This is a genomic window from Vibrio sp. DW001 (genome assembly GCF_029016285.1).
Taxonomy (GTDB): Bacteria; Pseudomonadota; Gammaproteobacteria; order Enterobacterales; family Vibrionaceae; genus Vibrio.
Genome location: NZ_CP091975.1, coordinates 739,909 through 766,225, shown reverse-complemented (window position 1 = coordinate 766,225; position 26,317 = coordinate 739,909). Strand labels below are relative to the sequence as shown.

Sequence of the window (26,317 nt, the reverse complement as noted above, 5' to 3'; positions counted from 1 at the left end):
GTGCTAACTCGTTAACACGTGTTTCCACTCAAATTCCGCCATTAGCCTTAGCCAACAATCATCGAAGTTCGCTTTAATGCAGATATCAGAATGGGTGTAAGGGTGAACAAACTGCAGTTCCGTTGCGTGTAGAAATAGTCGATGAGCCTGATAGTTTTCGCGAAACAATCGATTATGTTTACCATCACCATGTGACGTATCCCCGACAATAGGGTGCCGTAGATGCGCCATATGACGACGCAGCTGATGTTTACGACCCGTATGAGGTTTCAATTCAACAAGGCAATATCGGCTCGTAGAAAAACGACCCGTCGAGTATGGTACTTCAACTTCAGATAACGGAAGATAATCGGTAACCGCTTCTTGCGGTTCTTTATCTGTTTTAGCGAATTTGTCCGCAATTTTATCCAACTCTTGTTTCAGTGGATAATCAAGCGTATCGCCTTCTTCTATCCATCCTCGAACAATCGCATGATAGGTTTTTTTCATTTCATGATTGGCAAACAAAGGCATCATTTCTGATGCAACTTCACTTGATAAAGCAAAAACCAATACACCAGAAGTCGGCCTATCTAACCGATGCAGTGGGAACACATGCTGACCTATTTGATCTCGTAATGTTTGCATTACAAATTGAGTTTCATACTTATCCAACCAAGAGCGATGAACAAGCATGCCTGCAGGTTTGTTTACCGCAATGATGTACTCATCCTGAAAGAGAATCTCGAGCATTATTGACACTCCTCATCAATCCTGTGCAATAGCGTTATCAATTCCAATGTCTTGGTCTCCATTTTCCAAACCTCTTCAAAATAAGGCGAAATAGCAAAACCACTTGGAACGCGCTGCTGCTCTAACATCTCTCTCATTTTCGGGATGAATATCCATTGCAACCATTGTTCAGGTTCTAATGTGTCCAACGCAAAAGGTTCTTTACTCTGTAGTGCACTTTCTTCCGGTTCTTCACTGTCCCAAAGGCACAGTCTTTGTAAGCAGATTTCGGTTTCTCGCAGGAGAGTAAATAGAGGAAGATCGTCAGTCATAAGAATATTGCACGTTGCCACCTTGAAATTTTCGGTAAGAGTACCATTTATTAACCAAAGACCAATAGAGTAATTAACGAAATGGAAAACATTCAGACCCTAACTCAACTGCTACAAAATAGTGATTGTGAATACAAAATTTTTGATTTAGGGAGACGCATCCTATCGGTTGAGAATACGTTATTTTCTAATGTTGAACTAGGTCAACAACCTTACCCATATCCACTACAACGACAAGCTCATGTCGCTATTGCCTATTGGAATAAAGAAAAACAGCCTTGGATCTGGTTTCTAAAGTTCCCCCTTGATGAAAGAGGTTTGTTGAAGCAATCAGATATTGGTCACTTCATAAAATATGTTATTGAAGCAATGGGAACAAGATTAGGAGGAAAACTGGATGAGCAACAAGAGCAAAAACTGGCGAATAACCCTTACACATTCAAACCTTCCGAAGATAAAATGGCTGTCTTTCACAGCCAGATCCGCGCCCTTTTAGACATGCAAACGAGTCAATACTATGAGCATGCTCAGCACTATTTTAACGGGGGATTAGGTTGGGATAAATGGCAGACCGTTGGCTTACAAGGTATTGCTGATATCTGTGCTCGAATTCACCAAGAACAGAATGGCGTCATTATTCGAAAATCATTGCGCCATATTCCCAGTGAACCAAAGTACGCATTACTGGGCGTATTAGAACACACCAACCTTTCTGAAAAGCTGTCCAACATACTTTTAGAACTCGCTCAAAAAGAGTGCGCCCTTAGCAACCCAGATTTATTTTTGGTGTCGGCATACGTTAGAGCCCTATCAGGCGCGCATTCAACGCAATTGAGAACACTTGTCAGCGAGATACTACTCCGCCCACTGTTAAGTCATCAAGAGATACTGGTTGGTATTGCCGGTCGATCTTGGCATGCACTGGAAGACCCAAAAATTGCAGAACAATATCTCCTAAGGTTGGCACAAACTGGCAATCAAAAATTATTTAATCAATTGTTTGCAGATCTCGTCATGCAACCAGCGCTTCGCTCAGTGCTTTTACCACTACTCCATAGCCATCCTTCAGACGAACTAGCCACTGCTCTCGTTAGCTTACAGCAATCCACCAAAGCGAAGGCGAAATAATGATTAGTGATCTATTGGCAATAATTGGACTGGGTTTTGGTTGTTTTCTATTCTGGCAACAACGAAGACAGTCTGAATTGGCAAAAGCCGCGATTGCTAAACGATGCGATCAACTCGATTTACAACTTTTAAGTGTTTCATTTGGTTCTCATAGAATAAAAACACCAGAAGGGAAACTAAAATGGCATACCGCTTATCAATTTGAATTTTCTGCCTTAGGCGATGACTGTTATCAAGCGAATGTCATTATGCGAGGGTTTAGACCAGTACGTTTCAATATCCCACCTTACCGGATGGGAGATTCCATTTTATAAAAAAAGAAAAGCCCCAATACTTTCGTATCGGGGCTATGATCTTACTTGCAGCAATCCAGCTACCAAATATGCTCCATGCATCATCCATAATAGTGCTGAATCCGTCAGCTTATCCTTTACATCGCCATCCTAGCAGTGTCCTAGTCATCCAAACTACTAACGTTCCTCGTTAGCAAACATCACTTGTTCCTTGAGCGGTGTCCTTTACATCATCCTGATGCCGTTCCCTGCCTGATCCTTTCAGGTGTTCCATCGCAAATCCTTGCCGCTAGCATCCTACTAACGTTGCATCCTGCAATGTCCTTTGTCCTTTTAGATTACTATCCTAGTAATCTCACTTCTTCCTGAAGATAACCAAACCCTTGGCTATTCCTAAATCCTTTGTCAACGTCCTGTTGACGCAGACAAGATTACTATCTTTAGGATTTCGAACAAGTCACTTACAGTAGTATTCTTTCTACAGAAACGATAAAAACAAAATAAAATACTTAAAAAAAACAACAAGTTAACAACAAAAAGGACACCAATAACTATAGGTATTATCGACTTCTCTTACACATTTGTAAGAGATCTCTTACAAGTAACTTCTTGATTAGATATTCTCAATCCACGAGATGTCATCGATACAAATGACCATGTTCTCTAATAATACTTAGAACGATTGACGAAACATATGGACCGTAAGCTCTAGATAACTCAAGAAGGACAAAGTAGGATATAAACATAAAGAAATAGTGGAGTTCTAAATGCTAACCAAAGACGTATCTGCTGAGCTTGAACAAGCATTGCAAAAAATTCATGCCTCAGGCAAAAAACCAACCATTGCTCTCGTCAAAGCTCAACTGACAACGAGTATCCCCATGCCCGCGATTATCGCCGTAATCAAAAGCTGGAAAGGCAATCAATCTATCCCTAAAATAGAAATTGCAGAAAAAAAGGATCTCGATTTAGAAAAGCGAATAGAACATCTTGAACATCAAGTTGCTCTATTAACTACTAGGCTGAACGAGTTAGAGGCGACAAAATGAAGATATGGGTTGATGCTGATGCCTGCCCTAAAGTTATTAGGGAAACACTATTTAGAGCCGCAGAAAGAACCGGCGTTGAATGCATATTTGTGGCAAACCATAGAGTACCGGTACCGACGCGCGTAAACATCAAATCCATTCAGGTAGAAAGTGGATTTGATGTGGCGGACAACGAAATTGTTCGACTTGTAGAAAAAGGTGACCTAATCATTACCTCAGATATTCCTTTGGCGGATGAAGTCATCACCAAAGGTGCGCTTGCCCTTAGCCCCAGAGGTGAGCTGTACACCAAGGAAACGATAAAGGCTCGATTAAATATTCGAGATTTTATGGATACCATGCGTTCTAGTGGCATTCAAACAGGCGGACCAAGCGCGCTGTCTCAAACAGATCGAAGAGAATTCGCTAATCATTTGGATAGAGTATTAGCGAAACGATAGTCTTAAATCCGCTACTTCAATTGATCCCAGCTGATATTAGATACAATGCGGCATTTGTCGCATTTAAAATAAAACACATCATGCAATGGGTTATCCAAAAGCCACTCTCCCCCGCATTTCGGACACCTTCTTTCTCTTTCCTCTTTAAGCCCCTTACCGCCAACTCGGTACAGATAGTAGTAAGTCGGAATTTGAGTTAGATATTCAATACGGCCTCTTATATCCCACCCTCGACGGAATAGATCACTATTAGTCTGGGTAATTTCTGCAAGGGCGGCATGTTCAGCCTTGCAACCACCTGCCATCTGCAATTCATCGCAGGCTTGCCATTCTGTTTGCCATTTAATAACCGCTTTGTGATCGCCATTTAACGTTGCTGGGTTTCTATAAAGTGGGATGGGTAAAAGCGTCTCCCCACTTCGTAGTGGAGAACAGGTATGAACATAGGTTGTGTACAAGACTTGCCAGTTTGGTGTCTCTTGCTCTGCAGCCTCTTCAGAGTTTAAATCTCTTCCTACCAAGCGAACCTTAGGGGACAACAGACTCGCTTCAGATAACGCCTTTATACAAACATTAACGTAATCAGAGTGGTTATCAGGATGAAGACTCTCCTCTTCAGGACAAACAGCTCTTACATAAAACACCCCATCACCCATGACGATAGGAAACTCTCTCCCAAGGATCTGACCGTTATACCGAAGCGCCTCCATCAGGCTATTTACGCCTTTGTCGACCGCAGAAACCGTCGTGTTGTCAAAGCATTCGAACTGTAATTCAGCAACAATCATCTTGCTATACCTCTGGTACAATGTCAGTCAAGAATTCAGTCACCGTTTGCGCTAAGACATCACGCTTATCTGTTCCCAATCTTTCCAATATGACATTTCCGCTAATATTACAGATAGAAATAACGTCCAATTCGGCGTCAGTCACCCCAATAAATACCGTGGGTTTCAACTTCAGTCGCCTTTGTGTCACTAGATGACCCAGTATGTTTTCTTGTAAGCGAGTATAATCTTCATCGCTCCAAACTTGCAGCAGAGTAAATGGCTTATCTTGCCAGTTGGCCTCCATATCAGCACTATACTGACAACCATAAAATGTTTTTATGTCGTCATGTAAATCAATTTCAATGCCATTTTCCACGTTAGCAAAATCAGCCATTTCGTCTCGTTGAACTGACTGCCAATAAACCGCACCGCCCATGTTTTTGTCCACACAGGGAGAAACCAACCCGACGAGTTCTTCATTCATAGGTAATGTTTGATATTTATCTTGCCAGGCTTGTTTATACTGAACAGAAAAGTGATGCAAAGCATCCGCCACAGGTTGTGTCATGTAGCCTCCTTGACTTGAGTTAATGACAGCGTATACGCGATTAAGTAGAATCTTAGTTATTCTAATCGATAAATGCATTTTAGTATGAGCAAATATTCAAATTCCGCAGAACTTGTTGGCTTAACTCTTGGACAAAAAACAGAATACCGTCAACAGTATGACTCTACATTACTGCAACCAGTCCCAAGAAGCCTAAATCGAGATGATCTCAACCTGACAAATGACCTTCCTTTTAAGGGTTGCGACGTATGGACACTCTATGAGCTATCTTGGCTTAACAACAAAGGACTTCCACAAGTTGCCATAGGCGATGTCTCTATTCCTGCGACCAGTTTGAACCTCATCGAATCGAAGTCCTTCAAACTCTATTTAAACAGTTTCAATCAGACACCGTTTGCAAATTGGGATAAGGTAACGGAAACACTAGAAAAAGACCTGTCAGCTTGTGCAGGTGAAACGGTTCAAGTAGTTCTCAACCCTTTGTCGTCATTCGCAAATCAACCCATTCACACTATGGACGGGGAATGTATTGATGATCAAGATATTGAAGTGACCGACTATCAATTTAATCCTGAGTTTTTAAAAGGGTCTATTTCAAACGAACAGATAACCGAAACGTTACACAGTCATCTTTTAAAATCGAATTGCTTGATTACCAATCAACCAGACTGGGGCAGCGTAGAGGTTAAATACACGGGTAAAAGAATCGATAGAGAAGCACTATTAAGGTATCTCGTCTCATTTAGAGAACACAATGAGTTTCACGAACAGTGTGTAGAAAGAATCTTTATGGATATTACTCGATATTGCTCTCCAGATTATCTAACAGTATGTGCACGTTATACGCGTCGAGGTGGATTGGATATCAACCCATACCGTTCGTCAGAATCGTCAGCACCACAACACAATCATAGATTAGCTCGCCAATAGCTTAACAAGGTGTGAAACAAACTAATGTCAATATCTGCATTTTCTAGATTCATTATTTCGACTGTATTGTTGTGTACCACCATTCTGTATGGAACGGCAGCACTTGCTGAAGGGGCCACAACAACCCTTTTAGAAGAAGCAGAAAAACTGATCGAAATTGTTCCTGAGCGTTCAAAAAAAATCGCTCAACAATTTCTTAGCGCAAGAACGTTAACCGAGAAGAGCCAAGAGCAGATCCAAAAGCAGTCTACCGATAATGCTGTCCGTACGCCTATTACCAGTATTAAGGCACTGCAAATTATTTCAAAAGCAAAGTACATTTTGGGTGATTCTAGGGGGTCAATAATCAGTATTGAACAGGCAGAAACGCTTGCCAAAACCTATAACCTGCCTAATCAGGTGCTAAAAATTCAATTGTTAAAAGCCACTTTACTGTGGCGACTGACCCAGGATGAGCACAAGATAACCCCACTGATAACAAACGTTGAAGAGAAGTTAGAAAATAGTGAACACACCATTTCGGTCACGGAGCTAAAGTACCAGTTACTGATGTTAAAAGCAGAAATCGCCATATCACTACAAAACAATACGCTGGCTCTTGATTACTTTTCTCAAGCAAATAACTTGCTAATCAAACTTGATCAAGAAGAGCTATTAATAAAACATCAGATTATCTTGGGTGAATACTATTTAACCAATGAGAATTATAATCAGGCTCTTTATCAATTACTATCGGCTTATTGGTCCGCCATCGAGAAAGACAAACCGGTCTTGTTAGCAAAGATAAACCGTATCATCGCCGATCTGTTCATTAAAAAATCGGTTCTAGATAAAGCGTTAGAGCATCTATCTCAGGCCGCCGATTTTTACGACAACTACGAGAGCTCAAGTAATCTAGCCGATATTCTCAAAAACATGGCTGATATCTACTACTCTCAAGGCCGATACAACCTCGCACTGGTTCATTACTTCAACGTACTAGACACCGATGCGGTAAATAGAAATACGGCAGAAATTATTCAATTACGATTGGATTTAGCAAAAACTTATCTTCAGCTTTATAACTACCCTCTTACAGAACAATATCTGCAACGAGCAAACGAATTACTGGCCTATGCAAAAATAGACAACTTAATGGCCACCTCTTTTTTACTTGGTGCTGAATTAGAGTTTTTGAAAACCAATATTGATAAAAGCTTATTCCTAACAAAAAAAGCGCTTTTAATTGGCCAAAAAATAGACGATAGCAATATTCAGCTCCATGCGTATCTTCTTCTTACAAAAACATATGAATATTTAAATAATTATTCTGAAGCATTTAGTAGTGGCAAAAAATATGACCAATTAATAACCGCTAAACAGCAACAATTATTAACTATCTCAGAAAATGATTTTAGAGAACAAAAACTATTTATCGAGCAATCTTTACATTATAAAGACCAATCAAAATTGCTGCAAAAAAGCAATGAAAAGCAAGCGCGTTTTAAATATGCAAGTACAACATTATTTGCTATTTCATTGCTCATTTTAATACTTTTTGTTCGACGAGGTATTGTGAATAGAAGAATGAGAAACCAACTAAATGACCTTTACAATGACCACTATACGCACCCTCGTTCTGGCTTACGTAACTTCCGACTATTAAATGTAAAATTACCCTCCTCGCTAGAGCAAAGTAGTGCCAACTTTGAACAGTGGAAAACGGGCGAACTGATCAATGAACCTCTACACGATAAACTCCGTTTTATCATGATTGAGTTACCAAGTTTAAGAACCGCTTACCTTCAACAAGGTTACAATGCCGGTCTTCAGCTCGAAGCAGAATTTGGGGCATTCATTAAGACAAAACTGGACAGCCCAGCAAGGCTTTATCATTTTGCTGACGGTATGTTTTTATATGTTGAACCAAACACCAACCCAAATAAAACGGCCAGCCAATTATTTGAACAAATAAATAATTGGGTAAAAGAATTTAAATCTGAAAAGTTACTTGATAGAACTATTAGAGCTGGTATTGCCGACTATCCATTTTTACCCAGAGCCTATACTGCTATAAACGACAAAGAGTTATTAGATATATTATTAATGGCTTCTAACCTTGCCCGATTACAAAACCACCAACATGGTGGAAATCAATGGGTCTGTTTAAGAGCAATAGAAAATGCACCCGCTGCGAGCTTTGCCAGTAACGATATTCGGTCTGCATGCCTTTCCGCTATCGAAAACGGCCTAATAAAAATTGATTCTAGTGATAAAATTGAGGACAACATCATAAAATTAAGTATCATTGAATAATTTACTGGTTGTTGTACGATAATTTGAATGACCTGCTAGTTATTTTTGTTATTATCATTTAGATGTATTACTCCAAGGACCAATGTGCGCCATCTACTTAATATATGAGTGAACTAAATCTTGCAGGTCGGCAAGAAATTCTCAAGCAGATCGACCAATTTAAATTACAATTAGAAGAAGCAAGACTTAAACACCGAGATGCCTCATTCAAGCATTCGAGGGAAGCGCAAGTCCTGAAAAGGGTTGTGACAAACTTAAGTACCGCGTGTATGGGGTACAATGTTGAACTTGATGCCGCCGTCTCATCGTTGAAAGCCGCTTTTCAACAACAGCAAGATATATCTAAGTTGATTCCTCGCTTGGCCGTTCTCGAGCGCATGCTCAAACAAAACAGTAATACAATGGAAAAACAGAAAATTCATCTAGACGACAGAGTAAGACATAGCGGCGAAACGCTGCAACGCATACCTGGGCTACCCGCCCAACTTAAACGTGATCTAAGAAATTTATTGAGTTTTCCGTCAATAAAAAATCATAACCAGCTTGACCAAGCCACTCGACTACTCACTATCTATGAAAGAGCCATCAAGATCATTACGTCGAGTAGTACTCATTCGTTACAAAAAGCACCCGAAGTCAATCAAGAACTGCTTAACAAGCTAGCTGAAGAGTTACAACATCTAATCAGTGAGCTTGATTTTGATGGCGAATCTGGTGATTTACTCAATGATATTCGAATCAAATTATTGGTTGGTGTCGGTACTGAAGCACTCATAGAACTTACCTTACAGATACTCAAACTGGTCATTGAAGGTACGCATTACGAACGCAAGACATCCGAACTGTTCTTAACTCAAGTTAACAACTCACTAAGTAATGTCATCAAAAGCTCAAACCAAAATACTGAGCAAACCTATGCCTATTCAGAGCATCGAAAACAGATGGCAACACAGCTACTGGATATCTCCAACGAAAGCCAAGAAGCATTAGATAAAGCCGTCGATCTCAAAAGCGCAAAATCGGCAGTAAAACCATTGCTCGACCAAATCACCATGCTGACTGAACGCCTAAAGCACAACGAACAAAGAGAAAGTTCTGTCATTGAAAGAATGCAACACAATGGTCGTCAAATGGAAGGGTTGTACGAGTTAACTCAGGATCATCGACGCCGCTTAGATGATCAAGCAAAACGCATCCTCATCGATCCTTTGACTAAAGTATTCAACCGAACAGCATTCCTTGAAAAACTCGAACTTGAATATCACAAATGGATTCGCGCACAAAACAAAATTTGCCTTGTTCTTCTCGATATCGATAACTTCAAATCGATCAATGACAGCTTTGGCTATACTGCTGGTGATAAAGCACTCAAAATCATTGCTCGTACCATTACAAAAGAAGCAAGGGACATCGATATCGTTGCTCGTTTCTCTGGTGAAGAGTTTATCTTGATTCTTCCTGATATCGAAATGAAAGAGAGCCGCGCGCTTATTGAAAAAATTCAACTATATATTAGCCGACTCCCCTTTAAGTTCAGAGATCAAAGTATCAGTGTGACAGCATCAGCAGCATGTACATCTTTAAGAGATACCGATACGCCAGAAGAAGTATTGGATCGATTAAATCTTCTACTTAATGAATCCAAGCGCAAAGGCAGTAATCAAATAGTTATCAAGTAACCTCACCCTTCTCTCTTTTTCCTGTTTTAAACCAATTCTTATAGAAAAAACTGTATTTCACTTGTACTCCGGCATCAATGACGTATATGGTTAAAGCTATAGTCCTTAATCTTCAACAGGTTAAACCACATTTTTTGCAGGGTTACCTATATTGTCTCTACAGGTTTAAAACCTACCAATAATAATACTTCCTATCGTAAGGAGGATCATATGATTACACATATTAGCCCAGCCGGCAGTATGGATTTACTTTCTCAACTAGAAGTGAAGCGCCTTAAAAAAGAGGCGACGAGCGATCTCTATCAACTTTATCGAAACTGTACTCTGGCTGTACTCAATTCCGGTAGCCATACCGATAATTCTCAAGAGTTACTCGATAAGCACAAGACCTTTGATGTCGATGTGGTTAGCCGAGAACGCGGAATTAAACTCGAACTAACCGATCCCCCAAAAGATGCCTTTGTCGATGGCACCATTATTACCGGAATCCAAGAACATCTATTCTCTGTGCTTCGCGATATAGTCTATGTCAATATGCATGTTGCTCAAATACATAGAGAAAAACAGAATGACCCCGAACATATTACCAATTTGGTTTTTGCTATTTTAAGAAATGCGGGTGCACTTCATCCCGGTATTGAACCTAACTTAGTCGTATGTTGGGGCGGCCATTCCATCAACCCTAACGAATATCAATATACGCGAGAGGTTGGGCATGAATTAGGATTACGGGACCTAAATATATGTACTGGATGTGGGCCCGGAGCAATGGAAGGGCCAATGAAAGGGGCCGCTATCGGTCATGCTAAACAACGCAAAGATGAAGCACGGTATATTGGTTTAACGGAGCCTTCCATTATTGCCGCCGAGCCACCAAATCCTATCGTCAATGAACTCATTATCATGCCCGATATTGAAAAACGTCTAGAAGCGTTTGTTCGAATGGGACACGGCATCGTGATTTTCCCCGGAGGGCCAGGCACAGCAGAAGAGCTTTTGTATATTCTGGGTATAATGATGCACCCAGATAACGCTGACCAACCCATTCCTATCGTTTTAACAGGACCGAAGGAGAGCGAAGCATACTTCCGTTCAATCGATACGTTTGTCGGTGATACACTTGGTGAACAAGCTCGGAAACATTATCAAATCGTTGTCGATGACCCGGAAAAAGCCGCTCGTATTATCAAAGAGGCCATCCCAAATGTTAAAGCTCACAGACAATCGACCGAAGATGCTTACAGCTATAATTGGTCATTAACCGTATCTCCAGAGTTCCAACATCCCTTTGATCCTACCCACGAAAATATGGCTAATTTAGATCTGCACATGGATCAGCCAACAGAGCGCCTTGCGTCTAATCTGCGAAAGGCATTTTCAGGCATCGTGGCAGGCAATGTCAAAGCAGAAGGTATAAAAGAGATTGAAGAACACGGCCCATTTATCATCGATGGTGATTCAGAACTAATGGACAAGATGGACAAATTGCTCAATGACTTCGTTACCCAACAAAGAATGAAGTTGCCCGGTTCGGAATATATCCCATGTTATAAAATCGCAGGTAATTAAGAAAAAAACATCAGAGGTTACTTAGCTAACTAAATTGAGTAGAATAAGGGCTTAACGGTAAGTCCTTATTCTATTGGAAAACTATGTCTATACATCTAGTGATTATTGATGCACTGAACCTTATAAGGCGAGTACACTCGGCTCAGCCTGATCCTAATGACATAACCAGAACAATAGAAACCACCAAAAGAACCCTCAATCGTATTCTTTCAGAATCAACGCCTACTCATATCATCGCTGTATTCGACCATCACCTTCAAGACAGGGGATGGAGAGCAAAACTGCTACCGAAATATAAACAAAATCGTAAACCTATGCCAGAAGCGCTACAACAAGGCTTAGACAGCATTCAAGGTGCGTGGTGGGAACTGGGAATTGATTCACTCCTATCAGACGGGGATGAAGCGGATGATCTCGTGGCAACACTTGCTGTAAAAGTAGCGCAACACGGGGAAACCGTCACTATCGTCTCGACAGACAAAGGCTATTGTCAACTTTTGGCGCCTACATTGCAGATCAGAGATTATTTCCAGCATCGTTGGTTAGATGCCTCATTTGTAGAGAATGAATTTGGCGTTAAACCCAGTCAACTTTCTGATTACTGGGGGCTCACTGGAATCAGCTCCAGTCAGGTTTCAGGTATTCCTGGTATTGGACCAAAAGCGGCAAAAGAGATATTGACCCAGTTTGGCAGTATAGAAGAAGCTTATAATTCAGATGAGTTGGTCGAAAAATATCGCAAAAAATTTGAAGAACATATAGAGCTAGCGAAGATATGTAAGCAAATTTCATCACTCAAAACCGATGTTCAACTCGGGTTTAATTTGCAGGATATTCGATATACCCCTAATTAGTTGCTCAGTTCAATGTGAACCAAGCAACAGACAACATGTACCTAATCGCACACTATCTCGGTGAAATATTCGACAAACATTGAATATGAACCGTGATCTCTTCTCTATCGTGATATAAATGTTTCGCCTGAAGTCGATATTTGACCTCATGTTCTTCAAGAAATTGCTTCAGGTTCTCAATATCTTCTAAAACTTCATCATAGCGGCCTTTCATAGGCAGCTTAAGGTTGAATATCGCCTCTTTCGCTAAACCACGAATGATCCACTCTCCCATCAACTGAGCAACGCGAGAGGGCTTCTCTATCATATCGCACACAAGCCATGTCACATTCTTTTTCTGGGGCTCAAACTTGAAACCATCTACCATGTGATGTTTGACCTGCCCCGTGTCCATCAAGCTATCCGCCATCATGCCATTATCAATGGCGTGAACAAACATAGAACGTTTAACCAATTGATACGTCCACCCTCCTGGACAAGCACCAAGGTCAACAGCCCACATACCTGGAGCCAACCGCGTATCCCATTCATCTCTTGGAATAAATACGTGGAACGCTTCTTCCAGCTTTAAGGTTGACCGACTCGGTGCATCCGATGGGAACTTAAGCCTAGGAATGCCCATAAAAAAGGCGGAGCTATTATCTGGGTATGAATAACCAAGGTAACAGTGTCCCGGCGCCACAAAGCAGATATGTAACATCGGCTTTTTGGTGTTCTCTTTTTTGTATAGCAGACCTTTCCCTCTCATCGCTTGACGAAGAGGAACCGTGAATTTACGACAAAATTTAAGCAATTCTTTTGCTTCATTTGTATCTGGTGTTTCTATACGTATGTCGCCACAGATCGGAAAAGCGTCAATACCATCTAACGTGGTCAATATCGGCGAAATTCGATCATCACTTGGTAGTGCTTGAAACTCCGTTGCAACAGCAAACATTTGACGAGCAAATATCAGGGTCTGAAAGTCTATTTTTTTGATCAGATTTTCAGCATCACCCTCTTGGTAACACTCAAAAAGAACATAACCTTGGTTTTTCTTCACACGGGGAAAACCAAAAATTTCTAGTTGATTAGCTTTGTCCTGAATCTCACCTGCACACTCTTTCTCAAAACCAGAACGGCAATAAAGCATCACTTGTTTCACTGAGCAACCTCATTTATATGTAATGCTGAGTACACAAAGAAAACCCAGCCAATCAGAAACATTACCCCACCTATTGGAGTAATAGGACCAAACCATTTCATCCCTGTCAGCGCAAGCCCATAAAGACTACCGCTAAAACAAAGGATGCCGATAATAAAGCAAATTGCCGACCTGAAAAGCCCTTTTTGCACTTTTTCGTTAGAATTAAACCTTAGTAATATGGCACACGCCATAATTGCTAAGGTATGTAGCGCTTGATATTGCACACCCGTCTTAAACACGGCAATGAAATAGTCCGATAACATAGACTGTAGACTATGGGCAGCAAACGCTCCCAGAGCAACAAAAATGAAGCCTGAGACACCGGAAATAACCAGCAGTTTAGCGGATCGCCTGTGGTTCAATTTGATTGCTTCATTTGCCATCATAAAGCGCCTCTTGTTCACTCGCCGCCTTCGCTATCATCCAATCTCGAAATGTTGCAATACGACCGGTATCCGCCTGACTTTCATGACAAACGACATAAAATGCATTCTTGCTAAGCAAGACTTCATCAAACGGGGAAACCAATCTTCCTGCATCTAATTCTGGTTGAGCCAACACATTGTTTCCAAGCGCAACACCCTGACCATGAATAGCCGCTTGCAGTACCATCGTCGAATGGCTAAAGATTGGGCCATGATTGACATTAACCCCTTCTATCGCATTATTTCTCACAAACTGCTTCCACTCTTTTCTCGAGGTATCATGCAATAAAGTATGATTTTTTAAATCCGTTAAACCAGTAAGCGATTTCGTCGACATCAATAAACTGGGTGAGCATAGCGGGATCAAATATTCCTGATATAGTTTGTCTATTCTTAATCCGGGCCAACTACCTCGTCCATAATAGATGGCGACATCAACATCATCGGTTAAAAAGTTGTCATCTGAATCCACGGCTTTGATGCGAACATCGATATCAGGCTCTTGCTGATTAAAATCGGCTAGACGAGGAACCAACCATTGAATAGCAAAACTCGGAGGTAAGCTAATCGTAAGCGCGCCTTTTTCACTTCTCTCCAGTACTTTGTCTGTCGCTTCTGCAATCGCACTAAAGATATCCTTGATATCAAGGAAATAACTTTGACCTTCTTCAGTGAGCAATAAAGAACGGTTTCTACGCCTGAATAATTTCAGGCCAAGAAACTCTTCGATCGATTTAATCTGGTGGCTTACCGCTGCCTGCGTAACAAACAATTCTTCTGCGGCACGAGTAAAACTTAGATGTCGTGCAGCCGCTTCAAAAACCTTTAAAGAGTTTAGCGGAGGTAATCTTCTAGACATTCTAGACCTTAGTTTCCATGCATTAGTTTTTATTATCTGAAGCATTATAAAATGTCGATTGCCTGACGGCTAGAGAAATTCTATATTTCATCCCGCAACGATAGCCTGAACGGCTTGGTTTCTTACCAATTGGTTATTCGTTGCACTGTTGTGTTTGCAAATCTCGAATTCGAGTTGGGTATAACTTACCTAGGTTTCCATCAATCAAATTGATGCAAACCAATCTTTCTGTATTAATTTGACCTGTCTGTCAAAACATTTATTTTTGCACTGTCTCTATGGCAGTGCTTTTTTTTGAATGTATTAAGCAAAAAAAACCAACAGATAGTTGCTGGTTTTTTTACACTTACAGATAGCTCATTACAAACACGCTAAGGCCTGTACACCTTCACGTTATCAAAGCCTTGCTCTTTCAAGTAAAGCGCTTGCAAACGGCTCATCACACCACGGTCACAATAAAGTAAGTAACTCTTAGACTGATCTAAATCACCAAACTTGGTCGCTAACTTATAGAAAGGTAAATGCTTCACCTCTACGTCATCAATGACGAGCGAATTGTCCTCGGTTTCATCAGGGCTGCGGATATCCAATACAATGGCATCTCCGTCCACATCAGCGACCATTTCAACATCTGGCACCTTCGCTTGGCTCTCTTTCTCAATATCACGGATATCCATCATACGAGCGTTATAAACCACATCATCTAAGATAGAAAAATCGAAGTTTTCTTCCTCTTTCTCTAGCTTCTCTTTAATCGCTTTTATCGTTGGTTTTTTCGAAATAACACCGCAATACTCAGGCATTACCTTAGCAAAATCTTCGGTGCCAATAACACGAGCCAAATCGATAATATCTTCTTTGTCCCAGTTGATTAGAGGTCTGAGTATTAGGGTATCGGTAACGCCGTCAATATGACGTAGATTCGTCAATGTTTGGCTTGAAACCTGCCCTAATGCTTCACCCGTAATCAAAGCTTGAATACCAAATTTCTCTGCCAGCATGCCACCTGCACGCATAAACATACGTTTCAGAACGACACCCATTTGGCCATCATCAACGTTCTCTAAGATTTCCGCCACTACGGGTTCAAAATCGACCGAGATAAACTTAACTTTGGCAGATGAGCCATATTTGTTCCACAAAAAGTGTGACACTTGCTTCACGCCGATCTCATGTGCTGGACCACCTAAATTGAAGAAGCAATAATGCGTTTTTGAACCACGTTTGATATGCAGATAACTAGAAACACCAGAATCAAAACCACCTGAAATCAAGCTCAATACGTCTTCTTGTGTTCCTAGAGGAAAGCCACCGAGTCCTTTGTATCTAGCAATAACTTGGTTTAGCTTTTCATGCTCTACTTCAATATTAACCGTCACATCAGGGTTTCTAAGCTTAACTTTGGCACTTTCAACCGCTTGATTTAAACCGCCACCGACATATTGCTCCAGCGCGACTGACGTAAATTCATGTTTACCACGACGTTTCGCACGAACAACAAATGTCTTGTTTTCAATTAACTTACCACTTAGTTTCAACACTTTTTCATAGATATCATGCATATCGGTAAATTCAGACTGCTGAACTTCCAATACATGATGGATACCTGGTGTATGGGTAAGAATCGTTAAAACTTCTTGGAAATACTCATCACTACTAGCTGTCACTTCAATGTGATCACGACGATTGAATACAGCAACAGATTTTGTTCTACGTTGGATAATAATTCGAAGGTTACATTCCAAAATACGAGTAAAACGTTTACGCACTGATTCACTCTTAACAAAAATCTCTGGATGGGGCTTAACAATAAATTTCATAAGTGGTTTCGCTAAATAGGTGATTTCGCTAATTTGAACACATGGGTGTTACATTTTTCTAGGATAAAGCTAGAAAACTAAGGCGCGAGATTATACACGATTTTGACGGAAATAAAGACAATAAAAAGAGGGTATGGTTGAAACGGAAGAATTGGATGTTCTGGTCATTTAGAAAAGCCTATATGAGAATCTCATATAGGCTTAGTTTGAATTAGTTAAAAGCCATTGAAAGGAAGTAACCGACGATCGTTGCGGTAACGACGCCAATAAAACCAGGTGCAATAAAGCTGTGGTTTAACACATATTTACCAATACGAGTCGTCCCAGAACGGTCAAACGTGATAGCGGCCAGATCACTTGGGTAGAATGGGAAGAAGAAATAGGCATAACAAGCCGGTAGCACCCCAATAAGAACCTCTGCTGGAATTCCCAACGAGAAACCTAATGGAAGCATGATAGTTAGTACTGCTGCCTGACTTTTAAGGAAAATCGACGCCACGAACATCGCAATGGCAAAACTCCAAGGGTAAACACTAACGACATCACTCACCATTGAGACGAGATAAGGCTTATGGAAGCTAATAATCGTGTTACTCATCCACGCGATACCAAAGATAATGATAACGGCGGTCATACCGGCAGTAAATACATTACTAGTAACGATTTTTTTCGGCTGAACCTTTGTAACCAATAAAATGATTGCGCCCACTGAAAGCATCAAAAACTGTATAGCCACTGACATTTTTACACCGTCAGGAAGCAGGTTAAGACTTTTACCAAACAGAGCAACAAAAATCACCGAAGCGATACCTAAAACAAAAACAATCAAGCCTGTCTTTGCTCTTTTATCTTCGGTTGAGCCGTCTTTTGCTTCCACTGTCGTATCAATGAGCTCATTACGGAACTCTTCGTCTTCACAACGAGCCTGAAACTCAGGATCTTTATCAAGATCTTTACCTCGTGTAAGGCTCCAAGTACACGCGACCAATAAACCGGTCAATGTCGCTGGTATGGTTATCTTAAGAACATCAATCAAACCGATATCTAAATTGTTATCTACCGATGTCGCCATAACGACGGCAGCAGCGGCGGCAATTGGACTCGCCGTAATACCCATTTGAGAAGCAACTGTCGCTATCGCCATTGGACGTTCAGGACGAATCCCTTTTTTGTAAGCTACATCGTAGATAACTGGTAGAAGAGGATAAACAGAATGACCAGTACCAACTAAAACGGTTAATGCATAAGTGCTAAGTGGGCCAAGAAAAACAATCTGGTTTGGATGTTTACGCAGGAGCTTTTCGGCATATTTCACTAAAAGCTTTAACCCTCCCGTTGCCTCCAAAGTAGCCGATGCGGCAACCACTGCGAGAATAATCAACATAACGCTGACCGGTGGCGTGCCCGGAGCAACACCAAATACAAACGCTAATATCGACACACCTAAACCACCTAGAAGGCCGAAGGCTATTCCACCATGCCGAATTCCGATAAATATGACTGCCAGTAGCAGCATTAAATGAACATAAAACATTTTCTTTCCTTATTTAAGAGTCATTCATCATTACCAAGATCACTCAACAAAGCCTTTGTCAGAATGAAGGTAAATAGAATTTCATTATTTTTAATAGGGTTAATTTGAACTGTGTGACAGTTTATCAATTCTTTCGAACTGGAATTTGGAGGGCACGATTAAAGTAACTAATTTTTACTTTTGTAACTTTTGTAACCGTTGATTGATGTTTCTATTTGTTACATCAATAGGTATGAACAGCATCATTACTGACACAGCACATATTAATGCCTATAAAATGCTCGCTATACTGATTCATCTCGACATTCTTGATGCATGACACCTTACGATTTATAGAGCGCGATAATGAAACTGAAGAGTTACCTAGCCTTAACAACAATCGCCACGTCTTCCTTTATTGTTATTGTCGTGACAACAGCTATTTTACTATTACTGCAAACTTCTCACCAAGAAGGCTTTCAAGCAAGAGGATTAGAACTTGCTCGCGTGCTTGCCCATAACCCGGTCGTCATTAATGCTGTCGATGCAAAAAATAATAATCAAGAATATGATCTTCAAGACTACATTGAAGACATAAGAAAAAGTACGGATGCCTCCTACATCGTTGTCGTAGATAGAAACGCAATGCGGTTAAGCCACCCTACTCCAGACAAGATTGGCAAACACTTTATTGGAGATGATATCTATCCTGCTCTGGAAAGTGGTCAAGAATACAGTAGTGTTGCATCCGGTTCTCTGGGTGAAGCCATTCGCAACTTTTCCCCTGTTCGCCTTAATGGCGAAGTCATAGGCGCTATTTGTATTGGCTATTTATCGGTAAAAACCTCGAGTATTCTTCTGAAGAAATTTAGTGATATAGGCCTAATAGTAGGGAGTGTTTATCTGTTGGGAATCGCGGCCATTTTTGCCTTTGTATTTAAGATAAAACGAACCTTTCTAGATTATGAACCTGAATTTATAGTCAACAAATTTCACGAACATGAGATGGTTTTTGACAGTATTCGAGATGCGATTATCGCGGTCGATAGCAATATGAATATCACCACCATAAACAACAGTGCCATTAAAATGCTTTCCATGGGGGCATCAAACCGATACGACTATATAAACCACTCCTTAGCACACTATTCTTCCTCATTAAGTCACCTTGTACTTTCAAAGCAAAGTATGTTTCATCAAGGCGAATTTATGATTGGAAAATTGAAATATCGAGCCAACATTTACCCTATTAACACTTCTAAGGGTCTGCTCGGCCACGCCATCGTCTTTTTTGCAAACCTCAGCCATGACGAACTAGAGCGTGAGGTCAATTACCTAAAGAATTACTCAGAAATATTGCGAAGCAAGACACATGAATACTCCAATAAACTCAATGTAATATCAGGCATGCTACAAACAGGTAAGTACGATGAGACCATAGATTTTATTCAACAAGAGACGGACCGCTATCAATCCGTCCTCCGCAACATTGTTATGTCGATTACAGACAGTGCCGTAGCAAGTATATTGCTCGCAAAATTTAATAAGGCATCAGAGATTGGCGTAAAATACACCATCGATGTGGACAGTAATTTATCGAATTACGAAAAAAACGCATCGGAGAAACTTGTTACTATTATCGGTAACCTGATAGACAATGCATTGCTGGCATCATGGCAAAATAGAAACAATGTTAACCCTGAAGTATCTGTGTACCTAAGTGACCGCAGTAGTCACATTATCCTTGAGGTTCAGGATAGCGGCGCGGGTGTGCCCGATAAGATATCGGAACATATTCTCGAATTTGGTGTGAGCTCCAAACACGACGATGAGCATAGTGGAATTGGTCTGTATTTAGTCAAGCAACTTGTTGATTACTTTCATGGAAGTATTGACTGGGAACGAACCGATAAACAGACCACACTTTTCAGTATTTACTTGGATAAGAGTGATGTAGAAAATGACAATTAAATACACCGTAATGATTCTCGAAGACGATGTTAGGGCAAGCTACACGCTTGAGTCCACCATCAATCAACTCCCGGAGTTTAACGTGGTTGCGGTCAGCGAAACCTGCGCAGAAGCTCTATTGCAATTTGAGTTATACAAACCAATGCTTGTCTTTGTAGACATTTCATTGCCTGATGGCAACGGAATTGACGTCATACGCCAGCTACGCGAAAAAAAGGCACAATGCGACTTTGTAATGACAACCGCAGAAAGAGAGACCGCAACCGTTGAGAAAGTCGTTCAACTCGGTGTTATCGACTATCTCGTCAAACCAATTCGAATGTCTCGAGTCCACCAAACGTTAACCGACTATAAGCAATTCAAACAACAGCTCTCTCAAAGAGCAACCGTTGACCAAGGTGAGATAGATCAGATACTACGAAAAGTGCCGGAAAAAAAGCTGCGTATAACCCCTAAAGGTATCGATATCACGACGTTGAACTCTCTCAAAACAATCCTTCACGAAGAAGCATTGATTGATTTCTCAGCAGAAGATATCGGTAAACGAATGAATGTGAGCCGTGTTACGGCTCGACGCTATCTGGAGTTTTTGGAATCAGAAGGCCTGATCCGCCTAGTGTTGAATTACAATACCGGCGGTAGGCCTCGTCGTTTATATCAAGTTGTAGAGAGGCAAATTAACCACTACTGACCAACACTCACCTCATCGCTATACTGCGGTTTACCTTGCAATATACCGATTTCAACTCGTCGGTTCTTTGCTCTCTGAGCGGATGTCGCGTTGCCATTTAGTGGCTCAGTATCCGCCATCCCCCGAACTCTCAACCTTGCATGGTCAAAGCCTGCCACTTTTTCCATCTCATGTGCAACTGACACTGCACGTTGTGACGATAAGTCCCAGTTTGAACGATATAATTCTGACTCCAAAATCTGATCATCCGTATGCCCTGAAACGCGAACAATTCCCGGAACATCTTTAACGAGATCAGCAATCTGCCGTACCAGTGGTCTGAATTTCGGTTGTAAGAAAGCCGATCCTCCAGGAAAAGCACCTTTCTCTCGAATTCGAATAACAATTTCCTGACCGAGGTTTTCCACTTCAATAGCGCCTTGGTCAATTTCGCGCTCGAGTGCTTTCTTAATGGTCTCTTCTAGTGCATCGGTCTCTTGCGCCATCGCTTCTGCTTGCGCTTGCGCGTCAGACTGCGATTGCTGATCTTGCTCTTGTTCTGATTCCGATTGAGTATTTTGATTCATCTTCGTCGACGTTTCTGGCGACTGACCACCCGTCTGCTCGCCAGCTTCTCTATTTTTACCACCGGCCCTTGCTGACTCCCCTTCGTGGAAGTTGAGGTTAGACTGAGTGATATCGATGGTTTGCTGCATAATAACGTCGATAGGCGTAGGCTCTGGTCTACCCGGCCTAAACTCTAACGCGATAACACTTGTACCTTTAGGGATGTCTTTTACTTCCAATCGATTTTGCACACCAAATGCAAACTTCATAGAACCAGCAATTTGTTTGAATTTCAGTACATCCATCTCAGAAAACGAGAGTAGAAGTACGAAAAAACACATCAGAAGTGACATCAAATCTGAGAAGGTTGCCAACCATAAAGGTGCACCGGGGGGCGGACATTTGCACTCATCTTCGTCATCCATTGTTCCGCTTCCTTACTCGTTATCGATATCTAGAACACGTCTCTTCTCGTTAAGATAGTTCTTAAGGTAACTATCAATAACGCGAGGATTTTGACCATCTTGAATGGCGAGTACACCATCCATAATAAGGCGACGATTCAATTTTTCTTGCTCTCGACGTAAAGAAAGTTTATCGGCAATAGGGAAGAACACCATGTTAGCTAACACAGCACCATACAATGTTGTTAAGAGCGCAACCGCCATCGCAGGGCCAATCGATTTAGGGTCATCCATGTTTGAAAGCATGGCAACCAAACCAACCAATGTACCAATCATGCCCATTGCGGGTGCAACGTCACCATAGGCTCGAAATGCCGAACTACCTTGAACATGGCGTTCATCGGTTAATGCGATATCCTTTTGCATTGCGGCTCTCACCACTTCAGCATCATGACCATCAACGAGCAGATCAATGCCTTTCTGCATAAAGCTGCTGGAAATTTCCATCTCTTCAAGGGCAAGAAATCCACCTTTACGCGCGGCGTCTGCCATTTCAACAACTTTAGCGATCAATTCTTCAGGATCATCCGTCTTAAAGATGAACGCTTTACCGGCAATCTTAAAGGCACTAAAGAATTGACCCATGGTAAATTTCATTAAAACTACGCAGGTCGAACCGCCGACAACGATCAAAATGGAGACAGTATCGACAAACATGCCAATGCTACCACCAAGTACCATTGCCATTATCACGAAGGCGAATCCTCCGATCAGACCTATTAATGTTGCTAAATCCACTAAGCACCTCTTATGCTAAATTGTTCAATGCAATCAACATGGGATAGTCACTCTATCGGCCACTAGTCGCGATCTTTTAATGATTTGTTTGAAAAATATCAATATTTGCAAAATCCGAATCGTTCTCAGGATAAGCCCTGCATAGAAAATTTCCAAGTAAGTCTTCTTAATTCAACGAATAAACACACAGTTTCGCTTGGTTTAATCGTAGATAAGCCATAAACCCTACGCTACCTTTACTCTTTAAGCCGTGAAATTAACTTATACCAAACTGGGTATGGATTATATTCGCCGGACGCGAGATAATGTTTACAGTATGTGAGATAAGTTTGTCACTTGTGATCGTTCCAATTGACCATCAATCCACTCTAGAGTAAGTTTCGTTCACCTCAATAAAAGCAGACAGATCATGGCCACAAAAAAACCTGAAAATATGACCTTCGAAGCAACGCTAGAAGAGCTCGACTCCATTGTAGAACAGCTTGAAGGCGGCGATCTTGCACTAGAAGACTCATTGAAACACTTTGAACGCGGTATCTCGTTAGCCCGTGAAGGCCAAACCAAGCTTACTCAGGCAGAACAACGAGTCTCTATCCTATTAGAAAAAGATGATAATGCACCGCTGTCCGATTTTCAAAATGAGCATTCAAGAGAAGACTAATCCATGTTGGCATCATTACCATTCTATCAAGAACGAAACCAAGCTCAGTTAGACTCATGGTTAGATAAGCTGGACTATCAAGCGCTACCTCTTGTCCAAGCGATGCGTTATGGGTTACTGCTGGGTGGAAAAAGGGCAAGACCGTTTCTGGTTTATGTGACGGGTGAAATGCTCGGCTGTTCGCTAGACGAACTCGACACGCCAGCTTCTGCTATAGAATGTATACATGCCTACTCTTTGATTCACGATGACCTTCCCGCAATGGACGACGATGAACTTAGGCGTGGACACGCTACCTGTCATATCGAATTTGACGAAGCGACCGCCATTCTTACTGGTGACTCGCTTCAAACGCTGGCATTTACTATCCTAGCGGAAGGGCCTCTTTCTGATTCTGGTGAAACAAAGCGAGTATCGATGATACAAGCGCTAGCGAAAGCGTCTGGTGTGCAAGGGATGTGTGTCGGACAAGCACTCGATCTCTATGCCGAAAACAGAAGCGTATCACTTGAAGAGCTCGAAGCCATTCATAAAAACAAAACCGGCGCGTTATTAAAATGTGCCATTCAACTTGGTGCATTGGCAGCCGGAGAGAAAGGGCTATCTATCCTTCCTTTGCTAGACCGATACGCAGAAGCCATTGGCTTGGCCTTTCAAGTTCAAGACGATATATTGGACGTTGTTAGCGATACGGAAACCCTAGGAAAACCGCAAGGTTCGGATCAAAACTTGAATAAAGCCACCTATCCATCTTTACTTGGATTAGAAAGTGCTCAGCAAAAAGCTCAAACTCTTTTGCAAGAAGCACTTCATGCATTGGATGCAATCCCTTACAATACGCAGTTACTCGAAGAGTTCGCCCGATACGTTGTCGAGCGCAAAAACTAACATTATAAGCGCTGAATATTTTATGACTCTTGATATTTCGAAATATCCTACATTGGTTCTTGCTGATACGCCTGAAGAACTACGTACCCTTCCAAAGGAAATTTTACCAAAACTTTGTGACGAATTGCGTACGTATTTATTAAATTCTGTGAGCCAATCAAGTGGACATTTAGCGTCTGGCTTAGGCACCGTTGAATTAACCGTTGCACTGCATTATGTTTACAACACACCATTTGACCAGCTCATTTGGGATGTTGGCCATCAGGCTTACCCTCATAAAATTTTAACGGGTCGTCGTGAGAAACTCCCTACCATTCGTCAAAAAGATGGCCTTCATCCATTCCCTTGGAGAGAAGAGAGCAAATACGACACACTTTCCGTTGGACACTCATCAACCTCCATAAGTGCCGCATTAGGCATGGCTATTTGTGCCGAAAAAGAGGGGGAAGAGAGAAAAATAGTCAGTGTTATTGGTGATGGAGCCATTACAGCAGGCATAGCATTTGAAGCAATGAATCATGCTGGAGATATCCATTCGGATATGTTGGTTATACTGAACGACAACGAGATGTCGATATCGGAGAATGTTGGAGCACTTAACAATCATCTTGCTCAGGTTCTTTCCGGTAGCCTATACACCTCTATTAGAGAAGGGGGCAAAAAAGTACTTTCTGGTTTGCCGCCAATCAAAGAGCTGGTTCGAAAAACAGAAGAACACCTTAAAGGCATGGTCGTCCCAGGAACCATGTTTGAAGAGCTAGGTTTTAACTATATCGGTCCTGTTGATGGCCACGATGTTAATGAGTTAGTTAAGACACTGAAGAACATGCGAGGGTTAAAAGGCCCGCAGTTCTTACATATTATGACGAAGAAAGGCAAAGGCTACGAGCCTGCCGAAAAAGATCCTATCGGATACCACGGCGTACCTAAATTTAACCCAGCGGAAACCAGCTTGCCGAAAAGCAATGGCACTAAGCCAAGCTTCTCTAAAATATTTGGTGACTTCCTCTGCGACATGGCCGCACAAGATCCAAAACTCATGGCAATCACACCCGCTATGCGTGAAGGTTCAGGCATGGTTCGTTTTTCTAAAACGTACCCAAAGCAATATTTTGATGTTGCCATTGCAGAGCAGCATTCAATCACCTTAGCAACAGGGATGGCTATCGCTGGCTACAACCCTATTGTCGCTATCTATTCTACCTTCTTACAGCGTGGTTACGACCAGTTTATCCATGATGTCGCTATTATGAACTTGCCTGTCATGTTTGCGATAGATCGTGCAGGTATAGTCGGTGCTGATGGCCAGACTCACCAAGGTGCATTTGACCTCAGCTTTATGCGCTGCATTCCAAATCTAGTTATCATGGCACCGAGTAACGAAAACGAATGCCGTCAAATGCTATATACCGGGCACAAACATCAGGGCCCAAGCGCTGTACGTTATCCTAGAGGAACAAGTATAGGTGAGCCTCTAGAGCACACAATGACAGCAATAGAGATAGGCAAAGGGCTTATTGTCCGCGAAAACAGCCAGCAAAAAGTGACCTCTAATGAACTGAAGGTGGCCATCTTAAGCTTTGGCACCATGCTAGAAAGTGCCGTTATCGCCGCCGAAAATATCGATGCTACCGTTGCTGATATGCGCTTTGTTAAACCATTAGATGAAGCGCTCATCAAAGAGTTAGTTAGCCGCCACGATATCATCGTAACAGTAGAAGAGAACGCCATCGCTGGTGGTGCTGGTGCTGGTGTCGTTGAATTTATGATGCAACAAAAGCTCATCAAACCAGTGCTCAACATCGGCTTGCCTGATAAGTTCATCGCTCAAGGTACACAAGAAGAGCTGCATATCGAACTCGGTTTGGATGCAGTAGGTATTGAAGCTAAAATTCAAGAATATATCGCGAAGTAATAATAAAAAAGCGAGGTAATAC

25 protein-coding genes are annotated in these 26,317 nt (G+C 41.6%); 14 read left to right on the top strand and 11 right to left on the bottom strand.

All coding sequences use genetic code 11. The features are described 5' to 3' along the window. Positions 1-3 precede the first annotated feature (3 nt). The gene (gene truC / locus L3V77_RS03730) at positions 4-732 is read right to left on the bottom strand and encodes a tRNA pseudouridine(65) synthase TruC (protein WP_275135788.1); all 729 of its coding nucleotides are present in this window, start codon (positions 730-732) and stop codon (positions 4-6) included. Beyond that, a complete protein-coding gene (locus tag L3V77_RS03725) occupies positions 732-1,043 on the bottom strand; it encodes a YqcC family protein (RefSeq protein ID WP_275135787.1) in 312 nt (103 codons plus the stop codon). The genes truC and L3V77_RS03725 overlap by 1 nt, the downstream gene beginning before the upstream one ends. 81 nt (positions 1,044-1,124) lie before the next feature. Between L3V77_RS03725 and L3V77_RS03720 the strand changes: the two genes are divergently transcribed. From L3V77_RS03720 to L3V77_RS03705, 4 genes are all read left to right on the top strand, one after another. Next, positions 1,125-2,171: a DUF3549 family protein gene (locus tag L3V77_RS03720; protein ID WP_275135786.1), complete on the top strand. Its 1,047-nt coding sequence runs from the start codon at positions 1,125-1,127 to the stop codon at positions 2,169-2,171. Continuing rightward, a complete protein-coding gene (locus L3V77_RS03715; protein ID WP_195702462.1) occupies positions 2,171-2,485 on the top strand; it encodes a DUF3301 domain-containing protein in 315 nt (104 codons plus the stop codon). Before L3V77_RS03720 ends, L3V77_RS03715 begins: the two co-directional genes overlap by 1 nt. Positions 2,486-3,231: 746 nt before the next feature. After that, entirely contained in the window at positions 3,232-3,513 is a 282-nt protein-coding gene (locus L3V77_RS03710) for a hypothetical protein (RefSeq protein WP_275135785.1), read from the top strand. Next, positions 3,510-3,953, top strand: coding sequence for a YaiI/YqxD family protein (locus tag L3V77_RS03705; RefSeq protein ID WP_275135784.1), 444 nt, complete (start codon positions 3,510-3,512; stop codon positions 3,951-3,953). The genes L3V77_RS03710 and L3V77_RS03705 overlap by 4 nt, the downstream gene beginning before the upstream one ends. Before the next feature lie 11 nt (positions 3,954-3,964). On the opposite strand, the gene L3V77_RS03700 is transcribed toward L3V77_RS03705, so the two are convergent. Next, complete coding sequence (locus tag L3V77_RS03700) at positions 3,965-4,741, bottom strand: Zn-ribbon-containing protein (RefSeq protein ID WP_275135783.1); 777 nt, start codon at positions 4,739-4,741, stop codon at positions 3,965-3,967. A gap of 4 nt (positions 4,742-4,745) precedes the next feature. Continuing rightward, complete coding sequence (syd, locus tag L3V77_RS03695; RefSeq protein WP_275135782.1) at positions 4,746-5,291, bottom strand: SecY-interacting protein; 546 nt, start codon at positions 5,289-5,291, stop codon at positions 4,746-4,748. 84 nt (positions 5,292-5,375) lie between these two features. On the opposite strand from syd, the gene queF reads away from it, so the two are divergent. From queF to xni, 5 genes are all read left to right on the top strand, one after another. Then, the gene (gene queF / locus L3V77_RS03690; protein WP_275135781.1) at positions 5,376-6,221 is read left to right on the top strand and encodes an NADPH-dependent 7-cyano-7-deazaguanine reductase QueF; all 846 of its coding nucleotides are present in this window, start codon (positions 5,376-5,378) and stop codon (positions 6,219-6,221) included. A 24-nt stretch (positions 6,222-6,245) separates the two neighbouring features. Continuing rightward, on the top strand, positions 6,246-8,516 hold the full coding sequence (locus L3V77_RS03685; protein ID WP_275135780.1) for a tetratricopeptide repeat protein: 2,271 nt from the start codon (positions 6,246-6,248) through the stop codon (positions 8,514-8,516). A 104-nt stretch (positions 8,517-8,620) separates the two neighbouring features. Continuing rightward, a complete protein-coding gene (locus tag L3V77_RS03680; protein WP_275135779.1) occupies positions 8,621-10,195 on the top strand; it encodes a GGDEF domain-containing protein in 1,575 nt (524 codons plus the stop codon). A 210-nt stretch (positions 10,196-10,405) separates the two neighbouring features. Beyond that, on the top strand, positions 10,406-11,764 hold the full coding sequence (gene ppnN, locus L3V77_RS03675) for a nucleotide 5'-monophosphate nucleosidase PpnN (protein WP_275135778.1): 1,359 nt from the start codon (positions 10,406-10,408) through the stop codon (positions 11,762-11,764). Positions 11,765-11,847: 83 nt separating this feature from the next. After that, a complete protein-coding gene (xni, locus tag L3V77_RS03670; RefSeq protein WP_275135777.1) occupies positions 11,848-12,618 on the top strand; it encodes a flap endonuclease Xni in 771 nt (256 codons plus the stop codon). Positions 12,619-12,670: 52 nt separating this feature from the next. On the opposite strand, the gene rlmM is transcribed toward xni, so the two are convergent. From rlmM to L3V77_RS03645, 5 genes are all read right to left on the bottom strand, one after another. Then, the gene (gene rlmM / locus L3V77_RS03665) at positions 12,671-13,762 is read right to left on the bottom strand and encodes a 23S rRNA (cytidine(2498)-2'-O)-methyltransferase RlmM (protein WP_275135776.1); all 1,092 of its coding nucleotides are present in this window, start codon (positions 13,760-13,762) and stop codon (positions 12,671-12,673) included. Then, positions 13,759-14,187 (bottom strand): DUF423 domain-containing protein, encoded by a 429-nt coding sequence (locus L3V77_RS03660; protein WP_275136684.1) that lies wholly within the window; start codon positions 14,185-14,187, stop codon positions 13,759-13,761. Before L3V77_RS03660 ends, rlmM begins: the two co-directional genes overlap by 4 nt. Further along, positions 14,177-15,088 carry a transcriptional regulator GcvA gene (locus L3V77_RS03655; protein ID WP_275135775.1) on the bottom strand — a complete coding sequence of 304 codons (912 nt, stop codon included), beginning with the start codon at positions 15,086-15,088 and terminating at the stop codon, positions 14,177-14,179. The genes L3V77_RS03660 and L3V77_RS03655 overlap by 11 nt, the downstream gene beginning before the upstream one ends. 371 nt (positions 15,089-15,459) lie before the next feature. Next, entirely contained in the window at positions 15,460-16,908 is a 1,449-nt protein-coding gene (gene thiI / locus L3V77_RS03650) for a tRNA uracil 4-sulfurtransferase ThiI (RefSeq protein WP_275135774.1), read from the bottom strand. Positions 16,909-17,119: 211 nt separating this feature from the next. Beyond that, entirely contained in the window at positions 17,120-18,442 is a 1,323-nt protein-coding gene (locus L3V77_RS03645; RefSeq protein WP_275135773.1) for an anaerobic C4-dicarboxylate transporter, read from the bottom strand. 345 nt (positions 18,443-18,787) lie between these two features. Here L3V77_RS03645 and L3V77_RS03640 point away from each other — a divergent pair, with 345 nt between their 5' ends. Both L3V77_RS03640 and L3V77_RS03635 read left to right on the top strand, forming a co-directional pair. Beyond that, the gene (locus L3V77_RS03640; RefSeq protein WP_275135772.1) at positions 18,788-20,392 is read left to right on the top strand and encodes a sensor histidine kinase; all 1,605 of its coding nucleotides are present in this window, start codon (positions 18,788-18,790) and stop codon (positions 20,390-20,392) included. Then, positions 20,382-21,083, top strand: coding sequence for a response regulator (locus L3V77_RS03635; RefSeq protein ID WP_275135771.1), 702 nt, complete (start codon positions 20,382-20,384; stop codon positions 21,081-21,083). The genes L3V77_RS03640 and L3V77_RS03635 overlap by 11 nt, the downstream gene beginning before the upstream one ends. Here the strand turns inward: L3V77_RS03635 and L3V77_RS03630 are convergent. Together L3V77_RS03630 and pomA are read right to left on the bottom strand one after the other, a co-directional pair. Beyond that, a complete protein-coding gene (locus L3V77_RS03630) occupies positions 21,077-22,054 on the bottom strand; it encodes a flagellar motor protein MotB (protein WP_275135770.1) in 978 nt (325 codons plus the stop codon). The genes L3V77_RS03635 and L3V77_RS03630 overlap by 7 nt on opposite strands. A gap of 12 nt (positions 22,055-22,066) precedes the next feature. Beyond that, positions 22,067-22,831, bottom strand: coding sequence for a flagellar motor protein PomA (gene pomA / locus L3V77_RS03625; RefSeq protein ID WP_195702446.1), 765 nt, complete (start codon positions 22,829-22,831; stop codon positions 22,067-22,069). 409 nt (positions 22,832-23,240) lie between these two features. Here pomA and xseB point away from each other — a divergent pair, with 409 nt between their 5' ends. From xseB to dxs, 3 genes are read left to right on the top strand one after another with little or no spacing between them, the layout of a single operon-like run. Further along, positions 23,241-23,492 carry an exodeoxyribonuclease VII small subunit gene (xseB, locus tag L3V77_RS03620; protein ID WP_195702445.1) on the top strand — a complete coding sequence of 84 codons (252 nt, stop codon included), beginning with the start codon at positions 23,241-23,243 and terminating at the stop codon, positions 23,490-23,492. Between the two features lie 3 nt (positions 23,493-23,495). Continuing rightward, positions 23,496-24,380, top strand: coding sequence for a (2E,6E)-farnesyl diphosphate synthase (gene ispA, locus L3V77_RS03615; RefSeq protein WP_275135769.1), 885 nt, complete (start codon positions 23,496-23,498; stop codon positions 24,378-24,380). A gap of 22 nt (positions 24,381-24,402) precedes the next feature. Next, positions 24,403-26,295, top strand: coding sequence for a 1-deoxy-D-xylulose-5-phosphate synthase (dxs, locus tag L3V77_RS03610; protein WP_275135768.1), 1,893 nt, complete (start codon positions 24,403-24,405; stop codon positions 26,293-26,295). The last annotated feature ends 22 nt before the right edge of the window (positions 26,296-26,317 follow it).